General features: G+C 55.8%; 19 protein-coding genes. 9 read left to right on the top strand and 10 right to left on the bottom strand.

All coding sequences use genetic code 11. The features are described from left to right. Positions 1 to 36 precede the first annotated feature (36 nt). The 5 genes from GS630_RS07760 to guaA all read right to left on the bottom strand — a co-directional run bounded on the left by GS630_RS07760 (position 37) and on the right by guaA (position 6,037). Positions 37 to 909 (bottom strand): ATPase, encoded by an 873-nt coding sequence (locus GS630_RS07760; protein WP_171234150.1) that lies wholly within the window; start codon positions 907 to 909, stop codon positions 37 to 39. A gap of 52 nt (positions 910 to 961) precedes the next feature. Further along, a complete protein-coding gene (locus GS630_RS07755; protein WP_171234151.1) occupies positions 962 to 1,858 on the bottom strand; it encodes a DMT family transporter in 897 nt (298 codons plus the stop codon). Positions 1,859 to 1,958: 100 nt separating this feature from the next. After that, positions 1,959 to 3,122, bottom strand: a complete 1,164-nt coding sequence (locus tag GS630_RS07750) for an OmpP1/FadL family transporter (RefSeq protein WP_171174378.1) — start codon at positions 3,120 to 3,122, stop codon at positions 1,959 to 1,961. A gap of 127 nt (positions 3,123 to 3,249) precedes the next feature. Beyond that, positions 3,250 to 4,113 (bottom strand): DMT family transporter, encoded by an 864-nt coding sequence (locus GS630_RS07745; protein WP_171176193.1) that lies wholly within the window; start codon positions 4,111 to 4,113, stop codon positions 3,250 to 3,252. A 364-nt stretch (positions 4,114 to 4,477) separates the two neighbouring features. Further along, the gene (guaA, locus tag GS630_RS07740) at positions 4,478 to 6,037 is read right to left on the bottom strand and encodes a glutamine-hydrolyzing GMP synthase (protein WP_171619144.1); all 1,560 of its coding nucleotides are present in this window, start codon (positions 6,035 to 6,037) and stop codon (positions 4,478 to 4,480) included. A gap of 158 nt (positions 6,038 to 6,195) precedes the next feature. On the opposite strand from guaA, the gene GS630_RS07735 reads away from it, so the two are divergent. Both GS630_RS07735 and GS630_RS07730 read left to right on the top strand, forming a co-directional pair. After that, entirely contained in the window at positions 6,196 to 6,891 is a 696-nt protein-coding gene (locus GS630_RS07735; protein WP_171234153.1) for an MgtC/SapB family protein, read from the top strand. 137 nt (positions 6,892 to 7,028) lie between these two features. Next, positions 7,029 to 8,573, top strand: a complete 1,545-nt coding sequence (locus GS630_RS07730; RefSeq protein ID WP_171234154.1) for a trimethylamine methyltransferase family protein — start codon at positions 7,029 to 7,031, stop codon at positions 8,571 to 8,573. Here the strand turns inward: GS630_RS07730 and GS630_RS07725 are convergent, their stop codons facing one another. Continuing rightward, entirely contained in the window at positions 8,574 to 8,873 is a 300-nt protein-coding gene (locus GS630_RS07725) for a DUF6477 family protein (protein ID WP_171174369.1), read from the bottom strand. Between the two features lie 241 nt (positions 8,874 to 9,114). On the opposite strand from GS630_RS07725, the gene GS630_RS07720 reads away from it, so the two are divergent. Further along, on the top strand, positions 9,115 to 10,197 hold the full coding sequence (locus GS630_RS07720; protein ID WP_171619142.1) for a DUF6456 domain-containing protein: 1,083 nt from the start codon (positions 9,115 to 9,117) through the stop codon (positions 10,195 to 10,197). 59 nt (positions 10,198 to 10,256) lie between these two features. Here the strand turns inward: GS630_RS07720 and GS630_RS07715 are convergent, their stop codons facing one another. After that, positions 10,257 to 10,805 carry a peroxiredoxin gene (locus GS630_RS07715; RefSeq protein ID WP_171619140.1) on the bottom strand — a complete coding sequence of 183 codons (549 nt, stop codon included), beginning with the start codon at positions 10,803 to 10,805 and terminating at the stop codon, positions 10,257 to 10,259. Between the two features lie 261 nt (positions 10,806 to 11,066). Between GS630_RS07715 and lipA the strand changes: the two genes are divergently transcribed. Further along, positions 11,067 to 12,017: a lipoyl synthase gene (gene lipA / locus GS630_RS07710; RefSeq protein WP_171174363.1), complete on the top strand. Its 951-nt coding sequence runs from the start codon at positions 11,067 to 11,069 to the stop codon at positions 12,015 to 12,017. Continuing rightward, positions 12,014 to 13,171, top strand: coding sequence for an amidohydrolase (locus GS630_RS07705; protein ID WP_171619138.1), 1,158 nt, complete (start codon positions 12,014 to 12,016; stop codon positions 13,169 to 13,171). Before lipA ends, GS630_RS07705 begins: the two co-directional genes overlap by 4 nt. A 6-nt stretch (positions 13,172 to 13,177) precedes the next feature. On the opposite strand, the gene GS630_RS07700 is transcribed toward GS630_RS07705, so the two are convergent. Both GS630_RS07700 and hpt read right to left on the bottom strand, forming a co-directional pair. Beyond that, positions 13,178 to 13,534, bottom strand: a complete 357-nt coding sequence (locus GS630_RS07700) for a hypothetical protein (RefSeq protein WP_171174359.1) — start codon at positions 13,532 to 13,534, stop codon at positions 13,178 to 13,180. A gap of 123 nt (positions 13,535 to 13,657) precedes the next feature. Next, a complete protein-coding gene (hpt, locus tag GS630_RS07695) occupies positions 13,658 to 14,197 on the bottom strand; it encodes a hypoxanthine phosphoribosyltransferase (RefSeq protein WP_171619136.1) in 540 nt (179 codons plus the stop codon). Positions 14,198 to 14,269: 72 nt separating this feature from the next. Here hpt and GS630_RS07690 point away from each other — a divergent pair, with 72 nt between their 5' ends. Both GS630_RS07690 and GS630_RS07685 read left to right on the top strand, forming a co-directional pair. After that, positions 14,270 to 14,716, top strand: coding sequence for a type II toxin-antitoxin system RatA family toxin (locus GS630_RS07690; RefSeq protein ID WP_171619473.1), 447 nt, complete (start codon positions 14,270 to 14,272; stop codon positions 14,714 to 14,716). 37 nt (positions 14,717 to 14,753) lie between these two features. Continuing rightward, complete coding sequence (locus GS630_RS07685) at positions 14,754 to 16,046, top strand: MmgE/PrpD family protein (RefSeq protein ID WP_171619134.1); 1,293 nt, start codon at positions 14,754 to 14,756, stop codon at positions 16,044 to 16,046. On the opposite strand, the gene pyrC is transcribed toward GS630_RS07685, so the two are convergent. After that, a complete protein-coding gene (gene pyrC / locus GS630_RS07680; RefSeq protein WP_171174351.1) occupies positions 16,043 to 17,080 on the bottom strand; it encodes a dihydroorotase in 1,038 nt (345 codons plus the stop codon). The genes GS630_RS07685 and pyrC overlap by 4 nt on opposite strands. Positions 17,081 to 17,241: 161 nt before the next feature. Between pyrC and GS630_RS07675 the strand changes: the two genes are divergently transcribed. Together GS630_RS07675 and GS630_RS07670 are read left to right on the top strand one after the other, a co-directional pair. Continuing rightward, positions 17,242 to 18,150, top strand: coding sequence for a MoxR family ATPase (locus GS630_RS07675; protein ID WP_171174349.1), 909 nt, complete (start codon positions 17,242 to 17,244; stop codon positions 18,148 to 18,150). Between the two features lie 58 nt (positions 18,151 to 18,208). After that, the gene (locus GS630_RS07670) at positions 18,209 to 19,468 is read left to right on the top strand and encodes a VWA domain-containing protein (protein ID WP_171174347.1); all 1,260 of its coding nucleotides are present in this window, start codon (positions 18,209 to 18,211) and stop codon (positions 19,466 to 19,468) included.

Here is a 19,468-nt window from a genome sequence, read left to right as displayed (position 1 = left end):
GTGTTAGACTTCGAAGAGAATAAGGAAAACTGCTAGTTAGGCGTTCTTGGGCTCGGTCTCAAGGGTGCGCTCGATCAACTCATCGAAATCAGCCGCATCGCGGATCTTACCAATGTCATCTGCGGCAATCGTCACGCCCCAGTTTTTGGCCATCGCCTCATAGCGAGGCTGTCGGTGCGCCAGAGCCTGTGCATAGGTCCAGCGGACAAAATCATCGGGGTTTACATCGGATTCTGCGCACCCTTTTTGATCCAGATACTCGGCCCATGTGCGGGTCAGAAAGTCGGCTTGATAAGACATGGGTTTGGGTGCTTTATCGAACCGGCGTACCAATTCGGTTGTGTGTCCTTCATCACCCTTCAGCCAGATCATAAGAGTGTGACGGGACAGCTCTGACAAGATCTGATCCTTGGGGTCTTCGGGGTCGACCCATTCGCAGATCGAACCGCCCGTATCACAAATAAAATGCGGGTATTCATACAAACGTTCAGCACGATCGATGAAATACTCGGTGTCAAGAAGGGCGTGAATTTCAGCCAGGCGGAACTGTTCCTGTCTGCGACGGTACTCTGGCATCTCAAGCCCACCCAGAGCCGGATTGCCTGGTTTGCCAAGATAGGTGGCAACTGGGGTCAGGTTTTCGAACGAAATGTTCGAGCCGATAAAGATCGAATCCGACAACAGCAGTTCTCGTAGAAACGGAACCTTCATAGCCTCGGCCTTGGCGTTGTCGGTGATGTATTCGCCCATGTATCGTGTGCCGATCCGGTAATCGATCGAATAGTGGAACCAGTTCCCAGAATCCCTGAGGATGTTAGAGACATAGGTCTTGCCCAGGCCAGACATGCCAAAGAACAGCACTTTCTTGCGGCGGGCGGTGCGCCAGTCTTCGGCGGAGGTGTAAATCATGGTGAGCTGTCGTCCCTATTTTTGCCTTTGCTAAATCGGGCAACGGACGACGTCAATCACGACGGCCAGAGCGATTGAGTACCAAAAGACCCGTGGCAAGAATGCCAAAGCCCAAATAGGCATTGGGGGGCAGGGCTTCACCGCGCAGTAATGACCCCAGAACGATGGCGACAGGGGGAATAACCAGTGTCACCAACATCAGATTGCCACTGCCGGCCATGGCCAGAACACGGTAGTACAGCAGATAGGCCCCGGCGGTTGCAACGATCGCATAATATGCGATGGCAGCCCAGGTGACGGCTGGCAAAACCAGACTTGGCCAGCCGTCGATCATAAGTGTCAGCGGAAGGACCAAAATGGTCGATCCCGTCAACATGCCAGCCGCAGCAACAATCGGTGGGAGGTCGGACAAAGCGTATCGGGCCCACGCGGCCGCAAAGGCGTACGAAACTGTTCCTGCCAGTACCGCAAGCTGCGCTGTGCTTTGCAGGCTGAACCCAATGAAGTTTTGAATCCCGATGGCAATCGTGACGCCGATAAAGCCTAGACATACGCCAAACAGACGCGACCTTGTCAGGCGTTCATCGCGAAAAAACAGTGCTGCAACCAGCACTCCAAAAACGGCGGTTGTTGCGTTCAGAATCGCGGTCAATCCGGTGTCGATGTAGAGCTGCCCCCAAGCCATGAGGCTGAAGGGGATGGCATTGTTGAGCAGCCCCATGATCAGAAACGCACCCCAAACCCGAGGCGCACGCGGCACTTTGTGCCCTTGGGCCCATACGACAAGCCAAAGCACCAGCATGGCCCAGAAGGTGCGATGCAGAACGGACGTCATGACTGGAATCGTGTCCAGCGCGATTCGGATCGAGACAAAGGACGCGCCCCAGATGATGCCAAGCAGTAAAAGCTCGACCCAGGCGCGGGGTGAGAGGTGTTTTTGAGCACTCATGGCGTCACTGTCTCATCCAGGGGCTTATACCGCGACCCGGTTCTTGCGAAAAAGCCCCGCTGAAACAGCGGGGCTTTGACATGTACTGAGATGGTGGCGATCAGTTCAGAGCGTATGTGATCTGGAACCCAACACTCCAGGCGCTGTTGCCTGTGAATGTTGCGCGCGCACCGGGACCAGCGCCGTCTGCTGTTGCGTCGCCAATATCCGTATAGCGAATGCCGCCAGAAATCTGTGCATTCTCAAGAGAGTAGGTGCCGCCTACGCCGATGCTCCAGAAACCATCGGTCGGACCGAGGTTTGAAACCGGGGTACCTTGAGACGACTCGTAGCCAAGAGTCACAGCGCCGGAGAACTCTTCCGAGAACTGGTAGCCCAAACCCAGCGAGTAGGTGAAGGTGGCATCGTCATAGTCAACAAGGTTGCTGGTCGGTGGATAGTTTGGCGGGTTGTAAACCAGCTGTGGCCAGTCGACCCAACGTACCGATCCGAACAGCAAGGTTTTGGGGGCAACACCTGTCTGGAAGTCCAGATTGATGGACTGGGGCGTTTCAATTTCGCTGTTGGTGTTGAAGGTTGCAACCGTTCCCGGAGGAATTGGGGGAATTGGCGGTGGGTTCAGAGATTCTGTCTGCGAAAGATCATGGCTGATCTTCGAGTTGTAGGTCAGAGAGACGCGGGCCGCGATCTCAGGCTTTTCCCAGGCTACACCGATTACGTACCCAAATGCTGTGTCGGCGTTCGTGTCTACGTTATAGCCCGCAGCAAGTGGTACGGTGACTGACGCTTTTACGCGCTGCGCACGAATGCCGCCGATGGCACTAAAGCCTCCGTCGAACTTATAGCGCAACAATGCGGTGATCGCATCCGTGTCCGCCGTTGCCCTCAGAACGTCCGACCGACCACCGGGAATTGGGTTGATCGACAGTGGATAATTAGCTGCATATTGGATGTCAGCGCCAAAAGGCTGATCATACATGATCGCGAAATCAAGCTGTTCGGTCAGCGCCGCCTTGTAGCCCAGGTGCGGCGTAAAAAAGTCGTTCGCCACCTCGCCAGAGTCTTGAGGTTGACCAATGTTTGGACCTGCTAATGCAGGCATTGTTCCGGTCACGCTTGGATTGGTATATCCAAGACGGAACTGCACGACCGAGCCTTCTTCGAAAATCAAATTGATCCCCTGACCGCTTCGGTCAAGGCCACCTGCATGGGCTGTCGCGGCCCCAACGCACAGCGCGCAGGTTGTGAGTAATGTTCTTTTCATTCTGTCCTCCCTGTAGGTCTCCTGCGGGTTTTATTGGCGACTGTAGTGAGTGAATAGATCGCCTGCCCGTTGTATTCCGCACGATACTTTCTTTTTGGTTACTTTAAGGTCAACTGGTGACGGAGCGTTACTTGGTTCGACTCATGTTTGAAGTTGTTGCCAAATTGCTACGATTTTCAGACCAAGTATTTAAAAAGATGCCAGAGAAAATGACCGCAGCACCGATTAGAACCCAATGGTCGATGGGTTCGTGATAAAGGATCATGCCAACGACCGCTATCGTGGGAAGCCGGGCAAAGTCGAATGGAATGACGACGGTGGCCGGGGCAATGGCCAGCGCATTGGTGATGCAGAAATGGGCCAGCAATCCGGCCAACCCTACAAGTACAAGATAAGGGGCCGTGGTTGCGTTCGGCAGTGAAACCTGACCATCGAAACCCGCCGCTACAGCCCCCAATACAGCCTGCATGGCCGTTAACCAGAAAACGATGCACCCAATGCTGGCGAATCGTGTGAGTTTCTTGGTGGTGATCGTTGTAAAGGCAAAGAAAATCGCCGACAGCGCCGCGGTAACAAGGCCGGGGCTCAGCGGTGCCGAGCCGGGTCGGGTGACGATCAGAACGCCTGCAAATCCGATAAGCGCTGCTACAATCTTAAGCGGGGTCAGGCGTTCTTTGAGAAACAGAGGGGACAGCAGAATGACCCAGAGGGGTTGCGTAAATTCCAGCGCAAAGACCTGCGCCAACGGGGCCACCGCAAGCGCATAGAACCACAGGTTTTGTCCTGTGAAATGCAGTGTGTTGCGTATGGCGTGCAATCCCAAGCGTTCCGTTGAAACCTGCGTCCAGTTGCCTGTGACGGTTAAAACGACAGCCACGGTAAAGAAACCCACGATGCTGCGGTACATCATGATCTCGAAAGTGTCGTGGGTCAGGCTCAACTCGCGCCCGGCAACGGCCATGGATGAAAAAGAGGCAATGGCACCGGTCATCCAGAGTGCAGCTTGAAGTGTTTTTGCTTGTGGCTGTGTCACGATAAATCTGCTGATCCGGGTGCGCCTACACAGCACTCTTAGGCATTCCGAATGTCAACGGGTCAATGGTCGTTTAGGTATGGAAAAGCCCAAATGCGCTACAATAAAAACAATACCGCTGGGCGACAGCAGTTAAATAGCATAACTCACAGAGTTTACGCGGTTTTCCAAAACCCGATCTACTGCGCATCGGCTCTGGTTGCAGGTGCATTCGATTTGCAGAACGTGGATCAAAGCGATCAACGTATCTGCAAATCCGAATTTCCCAACACTATTGGTCCTGAGTGTTGAGTAGAAAACGCCCGTGCTCAATGTGGCTGGTTTATTCCCACTCGATTGTTCCGGGCGGTTTCGATGTGATGTCATAGGTGCATCGGTTGATGCCTTTGACCTCGTTTATGATCCGCGTGGCGGTTTCGCCCAGGAACTCATGGCTGAACGGATAGTAGTCAGCGGTCATACCGTCGACTGAGGTGACGGCCCGCAACGCGCAGGCATAGTCATAGGTACGACCGTCGCCCATGACACCCACGGTGCGTACAGGCAGGATGGCGACAAACGCCTGCCAGATTTCGTCATACAAGCCATGCTTGCGAATCTGGTCGATATAAACGGCATCGGCCTCGCGCAGAATTTCCAGCTTCTCACGGGTGATCTCGCCGGGGCAGCGGATTGCCAAGCCCGGTCCGGGGAAGGGGTGGCGGCCGATGAAGCTCTGCGGCAGTCCGAGTTCACGGCCCAGTGCGCGGACTTCGTCCTTGAAGAGTTCACGCAGCGGTTCGACCAGTTTCAAACCCATCTTTTCCGGCAGGCCACCCACGTTGTGGTGCGACTTGATGGTCACCGAAGGCCCACCCGAGAAGGACACCGACTCGATGACATCCGGATAGAGCGTACCCTGAGCCAGGAATTCAGCACCCTCGATGGTGTCGGCGTGTTTCTGGAACACGTCGATGAACAGCTTGCCGATGATCTTGCGCTTGGTTTCCGGGTCGCTCTGACCTTCGAGTTCGCCCAAGAACAACTCGGTTTCGTCTGCATGGATCAGCTGAATATTATAGTTGTCGCGGAACATGCCCACGACCTCTTCGGCCTCGTTTTTACGTAGCAAACCGTGGTCCACGAAGACACATGTCAGCTGATCCCCGATGGCTTCGTGGATCAGGATCGCCGCGACCGAGCTGTCGACCCCGCCGGACAGACCGCAGATGACCTTCTTATCGCCGACCTGTTCGCGTATTTTGCGGATCATCTCTTCGCGATATGCACCCATGGTCCAGTCGCCCTTGAAACCCGCCAGCTTGACGAAATTCTCGTACAGTTTAGCACCTTTGGGCGTGTGGTGGACCTCGGGGTGGAATTGCACTGCATAGAAGTGGCGCGATGCGTCAGCCGTGATGGCGTAAGGCGCGTTGGGCGAGGTGCCAAAGACCTCAAACCCAGGCGCGATTTCACTGACGTGATCGCCGTGGCTCATCCAGACCTGCTCATCCCCATCGACGAACCAGCCGTCCAGAATATCCAAGGTGTTTTCAGGGGTGACAAAAGCCCGACCAAATTCAGCAGTGCCGTGGCCGCTTTCCACCTTGCCGCCCAGTTGATGCATCATCACTTGCTGGCCATAACAGATGCCCAGAATTGGTACGCCATAGTCGAAAATCTCTTGCGGTGCGCGAGGCGAACCTTCGCGTGTCACGCTGTCGGGACCACCCGAGAAGATCACGGCGCGCGGGGCCATTTCCCGCACGAAATCCATCGTGACGTTCTGATATGGGTGGATTTCGCAGTAGACATTCAGCTCACGTAGGCGGCGGGCAATGAGCTGCGTCACCTGGCTGCCGAAGTCGATGATCAGAAGGCGGTCATGGGATGTCTGGGTCATGCCTGCGCCTTAGGGCAAGCCCGCTCAATTCGCAAGGGCGACATCCAATTCCTGTGGATTTTCAGGACCGGAAAAAAGCCAATTGTAAAAGTTTTGTAACAAAAATATGACAACCGGATGGAATCCTAGTCTGGATTCGTCTGGATAAGGATCATGAATTGCCGATTTCGATAGAAATTGCTGCGTTGAATCTGGCGCTGGCGTTGTTTTGCGGCGCATTGATCGGGTCGGAACGGCAAGTCCGACAGAGGATGGCGGGTTTGCGCACAAACGCACTGGTGGCCCTGAGCGCTGCGGCCTTTGTTGTGTTTTCTGCGCTGTTTCCGGATGAAGTCAGCCCAACCCGAGTGGCGGCACAGGTCGTATCCGGTATTGGATTTTTAGGGGCTGGGATCATCTTTCGTCACGGCTTCACGATCCACGGTCTGAATACGGCCGCAACCTTATGGTGTTCGGCGGCGGTTGGAATGATGGCGGGGACGGGGGCTTGGCTGTTCGCTTTGATGATGACGGGCTTCGTCATTTTCGTGAACCTGGGTCTCAGGCCATTGGTAAAATGGCTCAAGCGTACAACACGGGCCGGGGTTCCGTTGACGCAAGAATTCAAGATTCTGCTGCAATGCAAGGAAGAGACGCAGGCCGATGCGCGTGTCGCGGTTCTGAAGGCTCTGGCCCAAAATGACATTCGAATTGTGGGGTTCGAAAAAGGAGACGGCGCAGACGGGTCGCAAACAATCGCGGTTTTGGTTTCGATGGAAGACCACCCCGAAGAGCTTCAGCACAAGGTGGTTGCGCCACTTATGCTGGAACCGAGTATCGAGAGTATTGAGTGGGATAGCGTTTCGGAAGCCTGATGAACTTTGACGTGATGTTCACCGCCAAGTAGGGTGGCAATGTCGCTTTTCCCCCTAGAGCGCCGCAATCCCGATGCCTGCGATTCGGTAAACCTGTATCTAAAGCTTCAATCTAACCAACCAGACGGGATTTTCTCATGGCAGAGGCAAACACCCGGCGCAGGGCAAGAGGTGGCGGTGGCGCCGCCCGCCGAGCCGAGCGCACCGCAGTCAGAATAGAGACCGCGAAATACATCGAACGTAACATTCCGAATTTCGAGGTCCTTAATGAAGAGGCGCTTGAAATCATCGAAAACAACGCGGAAACCGTGTTGGAAGAGATCGGTGTTAACTTCGTCGACAACCCCGCTGCGATTGAACGTTGGCGTGAAGTCGGTGCCGATGTTGATGGGGAACGTGTTCGCATCCCGCGCGGCCTTGCGCGCGAGTTGATCAAGACTGCTCCAAGCCAGTTCACACAGCACGCCCGCAACCCCGAGAAATCGGTGGTTATCGGCGGTCGCAACATGGTTCTTGCTCCGGTCTACGGACCTCCGTTTGTGCGCGATGCGCAAGGTGGCCGTCGTTATGCGACCATGGACGACTTCAACAAGTTCGTGAAACTGGCCTATATGTCCAAATGGTTGCATCACTCGGGCGGTACCGTATGCGAACCAACCGACATTCCGGTGAACAAGCGCCACCTGGACATGCTGAAGGCGCATATGACGCTGTCTGACAAACCCTTCATGGGCTCGGTGACCGACCCCAGCCGGGCTCAGGACTCGGTCGAAATGTGCGAGATCCTGTTCGGTAAGGAGTTCGTGCAGGAAAACACAGTGATGACTTCGCTGACCAACATCAACTCACCGATGACCTTCGACGACGTGATGATGGGCTCGCTTGAGGTATATGCCCGCAACAACCAGGCGTGCATCATCTCGCCCTTTATCGTGGGCGGTGCGATGGCTCCGGTTTCGGTTGCCGGTACCCTGACGCAGGTTTTGGCCGAGGTTATGACAGGTGTGGCTTACAGCCAAATTGTCCGTCCAGGCGCACCTGCAATCTTTGGCGCATTTGTCTCGTCGATCGACATGAACTCGGGCGCGCCCACCTTTGGCACGCCTGAAGCAGCCCACATCACCTATGGTGCAGGCCAGTTGGCGCGTCGCCTGAACCTGCCATACCGGTCGTCGGGCTCGTTCTGCGGGTCGAAGCTGCCGGACGCTCAGGCCGCTTATGAAACAGCAAACTCGCTTAACATGGGCCTGTTGTCTGGTGTGAATTTCATGTTGCATTCCTGCGGCTGGCTGGAAGGCGGCCTGGTGGCCGACTTCGAGAAGTTCGTCATGGATGCAGATCAATTGGGCGTTCTGCATTCGCTGGCCAAAGGTATCGCATATGATGACAACGCGCAGGCCATGGACGCGATCCGCGAAGTCGGCCCAGGCGGTCACTATCTTGGCTGTGCCCACACCCAGGCGAACTTCAAGGACGCCTTCTGGAAATCCGAACTGCTGGACTACAAACCTTATGAAACCTGGCAGGAAGAGGGCGCACGGGATACGCGCACGCTGGCAACTGCGCGGGTCGAACATTTGCTGGCCAATTACCAGCAACCGCAGATGGACCCGGATACAGCTGCGGCGTTGGAAGCCTATATTGCTGAGAAAAAAGCTTCCATGCCGGATGCATTCGCCTGATTACTGAAAAGCGTGGGCGCGGCTGGCCTGATACAGCTGCGCCTCACCCAACAATGCAATAAGCAAGTCCAGATGACGCACCAGTGAATAGGCAGCGTCGTCGTCTTTGCGTTGTGCATTCACTTCCTTTTCCATCTCTATCAAACGAAGCAGCGCCTGACCTGAACCCGGCAGCGAACCGTATCCCAAGATACGTTGCAGATGCCGGTCCCGATTGTAATCCTGCGCCCCGAATTTGGCGGCCCGCGTCAGCATACGTGGACGGCGAAGGGTTGTGATCATCGTCATCAGGTCCTGCATGTGGTGTATCCCTTTTCGTGAAGAATTCTGGGGGCTTTGTGACACAACCTAAGCGGGTGTTGCCTGAGTATCAGTCTGGCCGAACGATGGTTTCACGACTGTTTATCTTTTTGAATCAAATCTGGTTCGTGCCTTGGGCGGTTAACGAACGAGTAACGAATGGACCTCTAGTTAGAATTGGTTAACCCGCATTCCGAGGGCGAAAAGTGACAGTTTGTTTTGTCGACGAGGGCAAATAAAGATGGAAAACAACATGGCTTTCACCATTCCGGCATGGGTTCCAGAAGGGGCACAACGATACCTTGCCCATACCGAAACCGGCCGCTCGATCCGCGACATTGCGCGGTCAGCCGGATGCCATGCTTCAACGATCCTCAGGCAAATTCGGCGTATTGAGATGCGTCGCGATGATCCGTTGGTGGATGCGGCTTTGCAATCGCTTGCTGAAACGCATTTTTCGGTGTCGTGTGAGGGCGGCAGGTCCTTTGCTGCGCAAGACGAGGCGGCAAAGGAAGAGGAGTTCGAACACGAAGCCCTACGCATCCTGCGACGTCTGAGCGAGGCCGGATCTGTGCTTGCAGTGGCTGAGGAAATGGACAAGGCCGTTGTTGTCCGCGACACGGGCGATAACGCGGCAACCAGAACAGCGGTTGTCGATTGTAAAATCGCGCAGGCACTGGCTTTGAAAGACTGGATTGCCTGCGACAATCCGGGGCGTATCTCGCGATATCGGATCACGACGGCGGGGCGAACAGCGCTGAGCCACTTGATTGCGCAGGCAGAGAATAAAGCCCGGTCCGGGACAGAACCGGGCTTTGCCGAAGCGCAAAGCGGGTTTCAGACCAAACCGCTCGGTAGTTCCGCGCAGGGCGTCAGTCGCATTCGCTATAGCGCCACGGAAAGCCCCTTGACTGCGTTGGCCCGGCGCAGGGACAGGGACGGAAAACCGTTTCTGGACGACACGCTTGTCAAAGCGGGCGAACGTTTGCGCGAAGATTTTGAGTTGGCGCAAATCGGACCTCAGGTCACGCAGAACTGGGATCGTTTCCTGACGGCTGGGGGGCGAAATAATCACGACAGCGATGCGCATGGGGGGCGGGGCTTTTGCGACGCACGCGATCGTGTGGCACGCGCGTTGTCTGATCTGGGTCCAGGGCTAAGTGATGTTGCCTTGAGATGCTGCTGCTACCTTGAGGGGTTGGAGTTGGCAGAGAAACGTATGGGGTGGTCTGCCCGGTCCGGCAAAATTGTCCTGCGTATCGCCTTACAGCGGCTCAAACGGCATTACCTGGAACAAGCCGAACGCGACCGCATGATTGGTTAGCGTCACTGAAAACGCCAAAGGCCCGCCGAAAGCGGGCCTTTTCATATTCAAACAGTGGTTCAGGCCAGTTCCGGCTCGACCGCCTTTTGCAGATGTTCCATCAGGTTTTCCGGCGACGAGACGCCGTAAGGATCGTCGGGGCAGTTGTCCATCAGGCCGGGCTCTTCGAACCAGGCCTCGACCACGCCATCATTGACGATGGCGGCATAGCGCCACGAACGCATGCCGAAACCCAGATTGTCTTTGTCGACCAGCATACCCATCTTGCGGGTGAACTCTGCCGAACCGTCAGGGATGACTTTGACGTTTTGCAGACCCTGGTCCTGCGCCCATTTGTTCATAACGAAACTGTCGTTGACGGACATACAGTAAATCTCGTCAATTCCGTTGGCGGTGAAATCAGAAAAGCCTTTCTCGAATCCGGGCAATTGGTAGGTCGAGCAGGTCGGTGTGAACGCGCCCGGCAACGAGAACAGGATCACACGCCTTCCAGCAAAATAATCGGCGGTTGTCTTGTCTTCCCAGCGGAAGGGGTTCGACCCCTCGATGTTCTCGTCACGGACGCGGGTGTGAAAGGTCACGTCAGGCAGTTTTGCGCCAGATTTCATGTTCAAGCTCCTGTGATTCACTTGTGATTTTTTCGTGAGTTAAAACAGTTCTAAATCGCATTCAATCGGGGAAATGCTGCAGTCGCGAATTCTTTGGATGCGTGTTAGTTTTTGAAATATCGTATAAAAACCATTAGTGAGGTTGGTTTTGCTGCGGTTGCTTGGATACGGTGCATAGCGGCTATGCGTCGCTGGTGTAACGCTGGTAACAGGTTTATGTTATACGTAACAAAAGTTGACCCAAAGTCAGGACATCTGCCCGTGCGAGATCTCAAGATCCCAGAACAACGCCATCCGGAAAAAGCGCATCGTCCGGATAACACACAACCCAAAAAGCCAAACTGGATCAGGGTCAAGGCGCCGGGTGGCAAGGGCTATGCAGACACGCGAAAGATCATGCGTGACAACAATCTGGTGACGGTATGTGAAGAAGCGGGATGCCCCAATGTTGGCGAGTGCTGGAGCCAGGGTCACGCTACCATGATGATCATGGGCGAGATTTGTACTCGGGGCTGTACCTTCTGCAATATCGCGACCGGTCGTCCTGACGAACTCGATGCTTTTGAACCCGGTCGCGTGGCGCATGCGGTGGAAAAACTGGGGCTGAACCACGTTGTCATTACTTCGGTGGACCGCGACGACCTGAACGATGGCGGGGCTGAACATTTTGCTCAGACTATTCGCGCTGTGCGCCACCGTTCTCCCAAAACCACGATCGAGATTCTGACGCCGGACTTCCTGAAATGTGAGCCCGAGGTGCTTGAGATTGTGGTTCAGGCAAAACCGGACGTGTTCAATCACAACCTGGAAACCGTACCGGGCCTTTATCCCGAGGTGCGTCCGGGCGCTCGGTATTTCCATTCATTGCGTTTGTTGCAGCGCGTGAAAGAACTGGATCCGTCGATCTTCACCAAATCTGGTATCATGGTCGGCTTGGGCGAAGACGAACAGCAGGTTCGTCAGGTTATGGACGACATGCGCGCGGCGGATATCGACTTTTTGACCATCGGTCAGTATCTGCAACCGACCCCGAAACATCATGGCGTGGATCGTTTCGTCACGCCGGAAGAATTCGCTTCTTACGAAAAAGCGGCGTATGGCAAGGGCTTTCTGATGGTGTCGGCTACACCGTTGACCCGGTCATCGTACCACGCAGGTGACGATTTCGCCCGTCTGCGTGCCGCACGGCAAGAGAAGTTGCAGCAAGCGTGAGCCCGGAACTTTTTGCACGGCTCACTGGCTTGCGTCGTGAGTTGCATCAGAACCCGGAACTTTCGGGGCAGGAGGGTGAAACTGCTGCCCGGATCGCCGATCTGTTGCGCAACGCCAAAGCTGATCATGTGTTAGCCGGAATCGGGGGCCACGGCGTGGCCGGTGTGTTTGAAAGCGGTCGTCCGGGGCCCACCGTGGGTATCCGATGTGAATTGGACGGGTTGCCGATTCAGGAAATGTCTGACCTGCCTTATGCTTCAAAAACAAAAGGCAAAGGGCATCTTTGTGGACATGACGGCCATATGACGATTGTGCTGGGCGTGGCCGATGCTTTGAAATCCCAACGCCCGACATCTGGCCGCGTTGTTTTGATTTTCCAACCTGCGGAAGAGACCGGCCATGGGGCCATTGCGTTCCGCGCAGATCCCCAGTTTGGAGAGATTTCGCCTGATATCATACTGTCCCTTCATAACCTGCCGGGATTGGAGCTTGGCACCGTTGAGCTTTGCACTGGCCCCGCAAATTGTGCCTCGCGCGGAATGCAGATTGTATTGACAGGCAAAACCTCGCACGCGGCCGCGCCTCAGGATGGGGTGTCGCCTGCCGGTGCCCTGGCCAAACTGCTGCCTGCATTGGCGGGGTTAGGGGCAGGCGGCGACCTGGATGATGACTATGCCCTGACCACGGTCACGCATGCCAACTTGGGTGAGCGCACAGTGGGTGTTGCGCCTGGGCGCGCTGATCTATGGGTGACATTACGAACAGTCTCAGACCGGCGGATGACGCGACTGATGACTGACGCCGAAGCGATGGTCCGTGAGACCGCGCAGGCCGAAGGTTTGTCGATCGAGATTACCTATGACGAGGTGTTCGAAGCCTGCGTCAATCACCCAGAAACGGTCTCAATCCTGAAGCAAGCCTGTGTTGATCAGGGCATTGCCTGCACGCTCGTGGAGCAGCCACAGCGATTTTCAGAAGATTTTGGCCAATTCGGCAAAAGCGCAAAAGCCGCGATGTTCTGGTTGGGATCGGGTCGGGATCACCCACAACTGCACAATCCGGACTATGATTTTCCAGATGCGTTGATACCCGCAGGTGTTGGGATCTTCCTTAACGCCATTTACGCTATTCTTGGAAGGCGATCGTCAGTTTGAATTCACTCAGTTGGCGAGATCACCAACGATTCCAATCGCTTCTATGACTGTCTTCGTGTCATCTGATATCGACAAAATCTCGTCGTCCACCCGAATATATCTTTGACCCGGGCCCAGTGGCTTGAGCTTCCAATTGTCGAGATCGTCAATGTAGTCAAATCGCAAGTCATCCGGCAACTTTTGGCCGCGCGTATATCTTTTGATTTGGCCGGGTGGCACCGCCTTGCCGTTTGACTTGATGGCTTTTTCCACCTTGTTTTTGTTGGCCCCTTGCCCTTTGCCTTTGTTGTCCTTTGCAGCCCCTGCACTGGCTAGGGCCACGATCGCCATAACAACACCAACTGTCGCGACAATACGCTTCATCAACAGACCTCCATTGTTTTAAGGAACACTAGAGGAAAAGACGAGCTTATGTCTATTTATATTCTGATAATGGAATGGCTTGTTCGGAATCCGCCCAGCAAGCGGTGAGTGATGGACAACCTATTAACCCGTAAACCGTACCTTGCCGATAAAGGGCAGGTTTCTGTTCCGCTGCGCGTAGTCGATGCCGTAACCGACTACAAATTCGTCTGGAATCTCGAATCCGATCCAGTCTGACCGGAAATCCACTTCACGACGACTGGGCTTGTCGAGCAGGGCGATTGACTTCAAGCGCGCAGGCTTGCGGCTTTGAAGCAGTTTTATGACGTGATTCAGCGTGTGACCGGTGTCAACAATATCCTCCACAACCAACACATCGCGTCCTTCAATAGCGCCGCGCAAATCTTTGAGAATTCGAACTTCTCGGCTGCTTTCCATAGCGTCTCCGTACGAGGATGCCTCAAGGAAATCTACCTCAATCGGCAAATCCAATTCACGTACTAGATCGGCGATGAAGACAAAACTGCCGCGCAACAAGCCCACGACAACCAGCTTGTCGGTGTTGCCGAATTCTGCTGTGATCTCGCGACAGAGTTCTTCAATTCTGGCAGCGATGGCCTTGGCCGAGATCATCTCATCTATCACATATGCGCGGTCAGTCATCGCAGCCCCCTTGATCTTTGGCGCGCAACATACGACATGACGCGCCATTGTCACCTGCAAATACCGGACGCCATGCCTATCCATTCAGAAACTCGTCACCTGCCATATACCGCCCAGCAGATGTATGATCTGGTGGCTAACGTGGCCAAGTATCCGCGGTTTCTGCCGTGGTGCGCTGCAGCTCGTATCCGCAAGACATATGCTGTGGGCGAGGCCGAAGTAATGGAGGCCGACCTGGTGATCTCGTTCAAAGTGTTCCGCGAACGATTTGGGAGCAGGGTGACACTGTTTGCAGACCAGAAGAAAATCGATACCGAATATCTGGATGGCCCCTTCAAATACATGAAGTCCGACTGGCAGTTCGAGGACGCACCGGATGGGGGCTGCAACGTCTCGTTCCATGTGGATTTCGAGTTCAAGAATGCGATTCTGCAGGGGATCATTGGCGTTGTGTTCAACGAAGCCATGCAACGGATCGTGCGCGCGTTCGAGGCGCGGGCCCAGGAACTCTACGGCTAGGTCTTTACGCGGCAAGGGCGCACGCTAGACTGCGCTCATGAAGGATTTCACAGCATCATTGGCCGCTTTTGCGGCTGGCCCGATTTCAACGACTTCGCAGGCGCGGATTGTCACATCACTGTCTGTTCTGGATTGGGTGGCCGTAGGACGAGCGGGTGCGAACGAACCTGTCTCATCCATCATTCGCAAGATGGTTTTGGACGAGGGTGGCAAGGCACAGGCCCATCTTTTTGGCGGCGACGCAGCGCCAATGCGCGGCGCAGCGCTTGTGAATGGCACCGTGTCTCATGCGCTGGATTATGACGACACGCATTTTGCTCATATCGGGCATCCGTCTGTGGCCATCTTGCCGGCAGCGCTTGCTGTGGCCGAGTGGGATGATCGTATACTGGTCGATTTGCTCGAAGCCGCTTTGATTGGGATGGAAACCTCAATTCGTGTTGGCCTGTGGTTGGGTCGGGGCCACTATCAGGTCGGATTTCATCAGACAGCCACGTCCGGTGCATTTGGGGCCGCCGTCGCCGCAGGGCGATTGTTGGGCTTCGATATAAATCAGATGCGATCCGTTCTGGGGCTGACGGCGACCCGGGCGGCCGGGCTGAAGGCTCAGTTCGGGACGATGGGAAAGCCTTATAACGCAGGTCTTGCGGCGTCTGCCGGGACAGAAACTGCCTTGTTGGTGCATCACGGGTTTGAGGCCAATGCTGATGCACTGGAAGGCCCGTTTGGATTCGGCGCAACCCATCAGGGCGCGTCGGATTTAAGCGCGCTGGATGGTTTGGGTGATGAATGGTTGTTCGAAAGCGTAAGTCACAAATTCCATGCCTGTTGTCATGGCTTGCACGCCGCGCTGGAAGCGGCGCGTGAACTGGACATCGCCGAGCCTGAAGTGGCCGAGATCAAGATCAAAACCCATCCGCGCTGGATGAGTGTGTGCAATCAGCTGACACCTGAAACCGGGTTAGGTGCCAAGTTTTCATACCGTACAGTCATCGCGATGCAGGCACTGGGGTATGATACGGCTTTACCGGGCAGCTATACGGACAAGGTTTGCGCCGACCCGCGGATTAAGTCATTGCGTGACCGCATCACGGTTGAAGCGGATGAAAGCTTGTCAGAAACGCAAGCCAATCTGGCTTTGTTGCGCCGCGATGGTATCCGCCGTGAAGCAACCCATGATCTGCTGACCCCAATGTCGTTGTCTGACCGCGAGGATCGCGTGCGCGCCAAAGCGGCCAAACTGATCGGAGCGGATAAGGCGGACGCGATCTGGTCGATGCTGCGCACCGGAGGTCGAGCCCGCGATCTGGCCGCCAGACTGACAGGTTAAACCACGCGCCAGTGCAATGGAAAGCCGGGGTCAAAAACGGTAACGGGCCCGTCTCCGGTGTCGATCTTGTCGGGGTATTCGACTGGTTCGCCCTTGGTCAGCGTAATGGTGCCTTCGTTCACGGGCAGTCGATAGAACGCGGGTCCATTCAGCGAAACAAAGCCTTCCAGTTTGTCCAATGCACCTTCGCGGTCGAACATCTCAGCCACCAGTGACATGGTGTTGGTTGCCGTGAAGCAACCCGCGCAACCACATGCCATTTCCTTGTTGTCATCCGTATGCGGCGCGCTGTCGGTGCCAAGGAAATAACGCGGATCGCCCGAAGTCGCGGCTTTCAGCAACTCTTGGCGGTGCTCTTCGCGTTTGGCGACGGGCAGGCAATAGTAATGCGGTTTGATTCCACCGACGAGAATATGGTTTCGATTGATGATCAGGTGATGCGCCGTGATTGTCGCGCCCAGGTCTGCCTCATTGGCTTTAACATACTGAACGCCGTCGCGGGTCGTGATATGCTCCATCACCACGCGAAGGCCCGGAGTCGCCTTTCGGATTGGGTCCAGAACGCGATCGATGAACACAGCCTCTCGGTCGAAGATGTCGATCTCAGAATCCGTCACTTCACCATGCACGCAGAGCGGCAAGCCAATCTCAGCCATACGCTCAAGCACGGGGCGGACATTGTCGAAGTTCCGCACACCCGAATGCGAATTGGTTGTGGCCCCGGCAGGGTACAGCTTGACCGCTTTGACCAATCCGCTTGCATGAGCAGCAGCCAGATCGTCCGGGTCCGTATCCTCGGTCAGATAGAGGGTCATCAACGGCTCAAACGACATTCCGTCGGGCAGCGCGGCCATGATGCGGTCGCGATAAGCCGCGGCGTGCGCGCCGGTGACAACCGGGGGCACCAGATTGGGCATGATGATCGCACGGCCAAAATGGCGCGCGGTTTCGGGCAGAACGGCCTGCAGCATGGCGCCATCGCGCAAGTGCAAATGCCAGTCGTCGGGGCGGCGGATCGTGAGGGTATCGGTCATGGCTTTCCGCTAGCATAGCTGTTGAAAAAGACCAACCGCGACCGCGCTCATTGGCAAAAAAACTTGTCAACCAACCCGAACGTCGTAGCTGTGTCTTGGCGTGAGGTCTTGACGCACAGGTCTGTGCGTGAACTGTTTGAACGCTAAGGAGAGAGGGTTCCATGACGCAACCAAATTCAATTGACGCCGTGCAGCAGATGTTGGGAGCCCAGGGCTATGTATGCGGACGCGCCCTTGCGACGGTTGTTTTCCTGTCGCTGAAACTGGGCCGACCTTTGTTTCTGGAAGGTGAAGCGGGCGTTGGGAAAACCGAAATCGCCAAAGCCTTGGCCTCGGGTTTGAACCGTCGCCTGATCCGCTTGCAATGCTACGAAGGTCTGGACGCCTCTTCTGCCGTCTATGAATGGAACTTTCCCGCGCAGATGGTTGCGATCCGCACGGCTGAGGCGTCGGGCGGGGCGGATCGGGGTGCATTGCAGTCCGAACTGTTCTCAGACGAATACCTGATCGAACGCCCGTTGTTACAAGCCATGCGGCCAGACGAACATGGCGCGCCGGTCCTGCTGATTGACGAGCTGGACAGGACCGATGAACCTTTCGAAGCCTTCCTGTTAGAGGCTCTCAGTGATTTTCAGGTCACGATCCCAGAGTTGGGCACCGTTAAAGCACCAGAGCCGCCCGTTGTGATAGTCACGTCAAACCGCACGCGCGAGGTGCATGACGCCCTCAAACGCCGCTGCCTTTATCATTGGGTCGACTATCCCGATTTCGAGCGCGAGATCGAAATCCTGCACGCCCGCGCACCCGAAGCCGCGGATGCCCTCAGCCGGGAAGTTGTGGCCTTTGTTCAGCGTTTGCGCACCGAAGATTTGTTCAAGAAGCCCGGCGTGGCCGAGACAATCGACTGGGCCAAATGCCTGTTGGCGCTGGATGTGATGAACCTGAGCCCTGAGGTGATCGGCGACACGCTGGGAGCAATCCTGAAATACCAGGACGACATCCAGAAACTACAGGGGTCCGAGGCGAAGCGCATTCTGGACGAGGCTAAGGCCACCCTCGAACCGGCCTGATGCTTCACCTTTTCCCAAATACTCCGGGGGTATGGGGGCAGAGCCCCCATGGGTGCTGATGGCAGAACAACTCCCGCTGGAAATACCGGACAACCCGAAGCTGGCCCAGAATATCACGCACTTCGCCCGTGCTCTCAGAAAGGCGGGTTTGCCAATCGGTCCGGGGCGCGTGATTGATGCTATCAACGCTGTGCAGGCGGCAGGGTTTACCGAGAAACGGGACTTTTACTGGACGCTGCACGCCTGTTTCGTGAACCGCCCGGAACACCGCACGGTGTTTGCGCAAATCTTTCGAATGTACTGGCGCGATCCGCGATACATGGAACACATGATGGCCATGATGCTGCCCGCCATTCGCGGCGTTCAGGAAGAGCGCAAGGCCGATGCCGGTGAAAAACGCGCAGCCGAGGCGTTGCTGGATGGCGTCGAACAGGATCTGCCGGAACCCGTCATACAAGATGAGGGCGAAACCGAAATCGAGATTGACGCTACTCAGACAGCATCATCCGAAGAACGTTTGCGCAATCTCGATTTTGAGCAGATGAGCACGGCCGAAATCGCGCAAGCCAAACGCGTTTTGGCACGGATGACCCTGCCGGTTAAACCCATCGAGTCGCGCCGTGGGCAGGCCAGCCATCTTGGCCACCGTATCGACCGTGCCCGAACGTTGCGCGCGGCAATGCGACAAGGCGGCGAGCTGCGCACTATAGCCAGGCTTCAGCCCAAGCCGCGCTGGCCTAACCTTGTCGCGCTTTGTGATATTTCTGGATCCATGAGCCAATACAGCCGGATCATCCTTCATTTCCTACACACGGTGTCCAACGCCAAGGGGGCGGGGTGGGCCAAGGTTCACGCCTTCACATTTGGCACCCGTCTGACCAATATAACGCGCCATCTTCATCAAAGAGATGTGGACGCAGCGCTTGCCGCCGCTGGGTCCGAGGCGCAGGATTGGGAAGGAGGCACACGCATCGGCGACTGTTTGCACCAATTCAACCGCGACTGGTCCCGTCGTGTCATGGGGCAAGGGGCGGTGGTTCTGCTGATCACGGACGGTTTGGAACGGGGCGACCCGGAGATTTTGCAGAAAGAGATTGAACGCTTGCATCTGTCCGCAAGACGCTTGATCTGGCTCAATCCGTTGTTACGTTGGGATGGGTTCGCCCCGAAAGCACAGGGCGTTGCGGCAATGCTGCCACACGTGGACAGTTTCCGGGCAGGACATTCGATCGCCTCGCTCGAAGACCTGGCCGACGTGATCTCAGAACTCGACGACCAGGGTCAGAAAGCCCGGCTGATGGCCGCGCTTTCCGGTTAG

It is taken from the genome of Ruegeria sp. HKCCD7303 (assembly GCF_013111185.1).
In the GTDB taxonomy this organism is placed as follows: domain Bacteria; phylum Pseudomonadota; class Alphaproteobacteria; order Rhodobacterales; family Rhodobacteraceae; genus Ruegeria.
Note: the sequence above shows the minus strand (reverse complement) of the source record. Positions and strands in the feature narration are given on the sequence as shown.

Excerpts from the sequence above, each read along its gene's own strand:
- GS630_RS07725 (WP_171174369.1), bottom strand. The coding sequence starts at position 8,873 with ATGCAGGACCTGATGACGATGATCACAACCCTTCGCCGTCCACGTATG.
- GS630_RS07715 (WP_171619140.1), bottom strand. The coding sequence starts at position 10,805 with ATGAAATCTGGCGCAAAACTGCCTGACGTGACCTTTCACACCCGCGTC.
- GS630_RS07730 (WP_171234154.1), top strand. The coding sequence starts at position 7,029 with ATGGCAGAGGCAAACACCCGGCGCAGGGCAAGAGGTGGCGGTGGCGCC.
- GS630_RS07690 (WP_171619473.1), top strand. The coding sequence starts at position 14,270 with ATGCCTATCCATTCAGAAACTCGTCACCTGCCATATACCGCCCAGCAG.
- pyrC (WP_171174351.1), bottom strand. The coding sequence starts at position 17,080 with ATGACCGATACCCTCACGATCCGCCGCCCCGACGACTGGCATTTGCAC.
- GS630_RS07670 (WP_171174347.1), top strand. The coding sequence starts at position 18,209 with ATGGCAGAACAACTCCCGCTGGAAATACCGGACAACCCGAAGCTGGCC.
- GS630_RS07700 (WP_171174359.1), bottom strand. The coding sequence starts at position 13,534 with ATGAAGCGTATTGTCGCGACAGTTGGTGTTGTTATGGCGATCGTGGCC.
- GS630_RS07675 (WP_171174349.1), top strand. The coding sequence starts at position 17,242 with ATGACGCAACCAAATTCAATTGACGCCGTGCAGCAGATGTTGGGAGCC.
- GS630_RS07685 (WP_171619134.1), top strand. The coding sequence starts at position 14,754 with ATGAAGGATTTCACAGCATCATTGGCCGCTTTTGCGGCTGGCCCGATT.
- GS630_RS07745 (WP_171176193.1), bottom strand. The coding sequence starts at position 4,113 with ATGACCGGTGCCATTGCCTCTTTTTCATCCATGGCCGTTGCCGGGCGC.
- GS630_RS07755 (WP_171234151.1), bottom strand. The coding sequence starts at position 1,858 with ATGAGTGCTCAAAAACACCTCTCACCCCGCGCCTGGGTCGAGCTTTTA.
- GS630_RS07750 (WP_171174378.1), bottom strand. The coding sequence starts at position 3,122 with ATGAAAAGAACATTACTCACAACCTGCGCGCTGTGCGTTGGGGCCGCG.
- GS630_RS07720 (WP_171619142.1), top strand. The coding sequence starts at position 9,115 with ATGGAAAACAACATGGCTTTCACCATTCCGGCATGGGTTCCAGAAGGG.
- hpt (WP_171619136.1), bottom strand. The coding sequence starts at position 14,197 with ATGACTGACCGCGCATATGTGATAGATGAGATGATCTCGGCCAAGGCC.
- guaA (WP_171619144.1), bottom strand. The coding sequence starts at position 6,037 with ATGACCCAGACATCCCATGACCGCCTTCTGATCATCGACTTCGGCAGC.
- GS630_RS07760 (WP_171234150.1), bottom strand. The coding sequence starts at position 909 with ATGATTTACACCTCCGCCGAAGACTGGCGCACCGCCCGCCGCAAGAAA.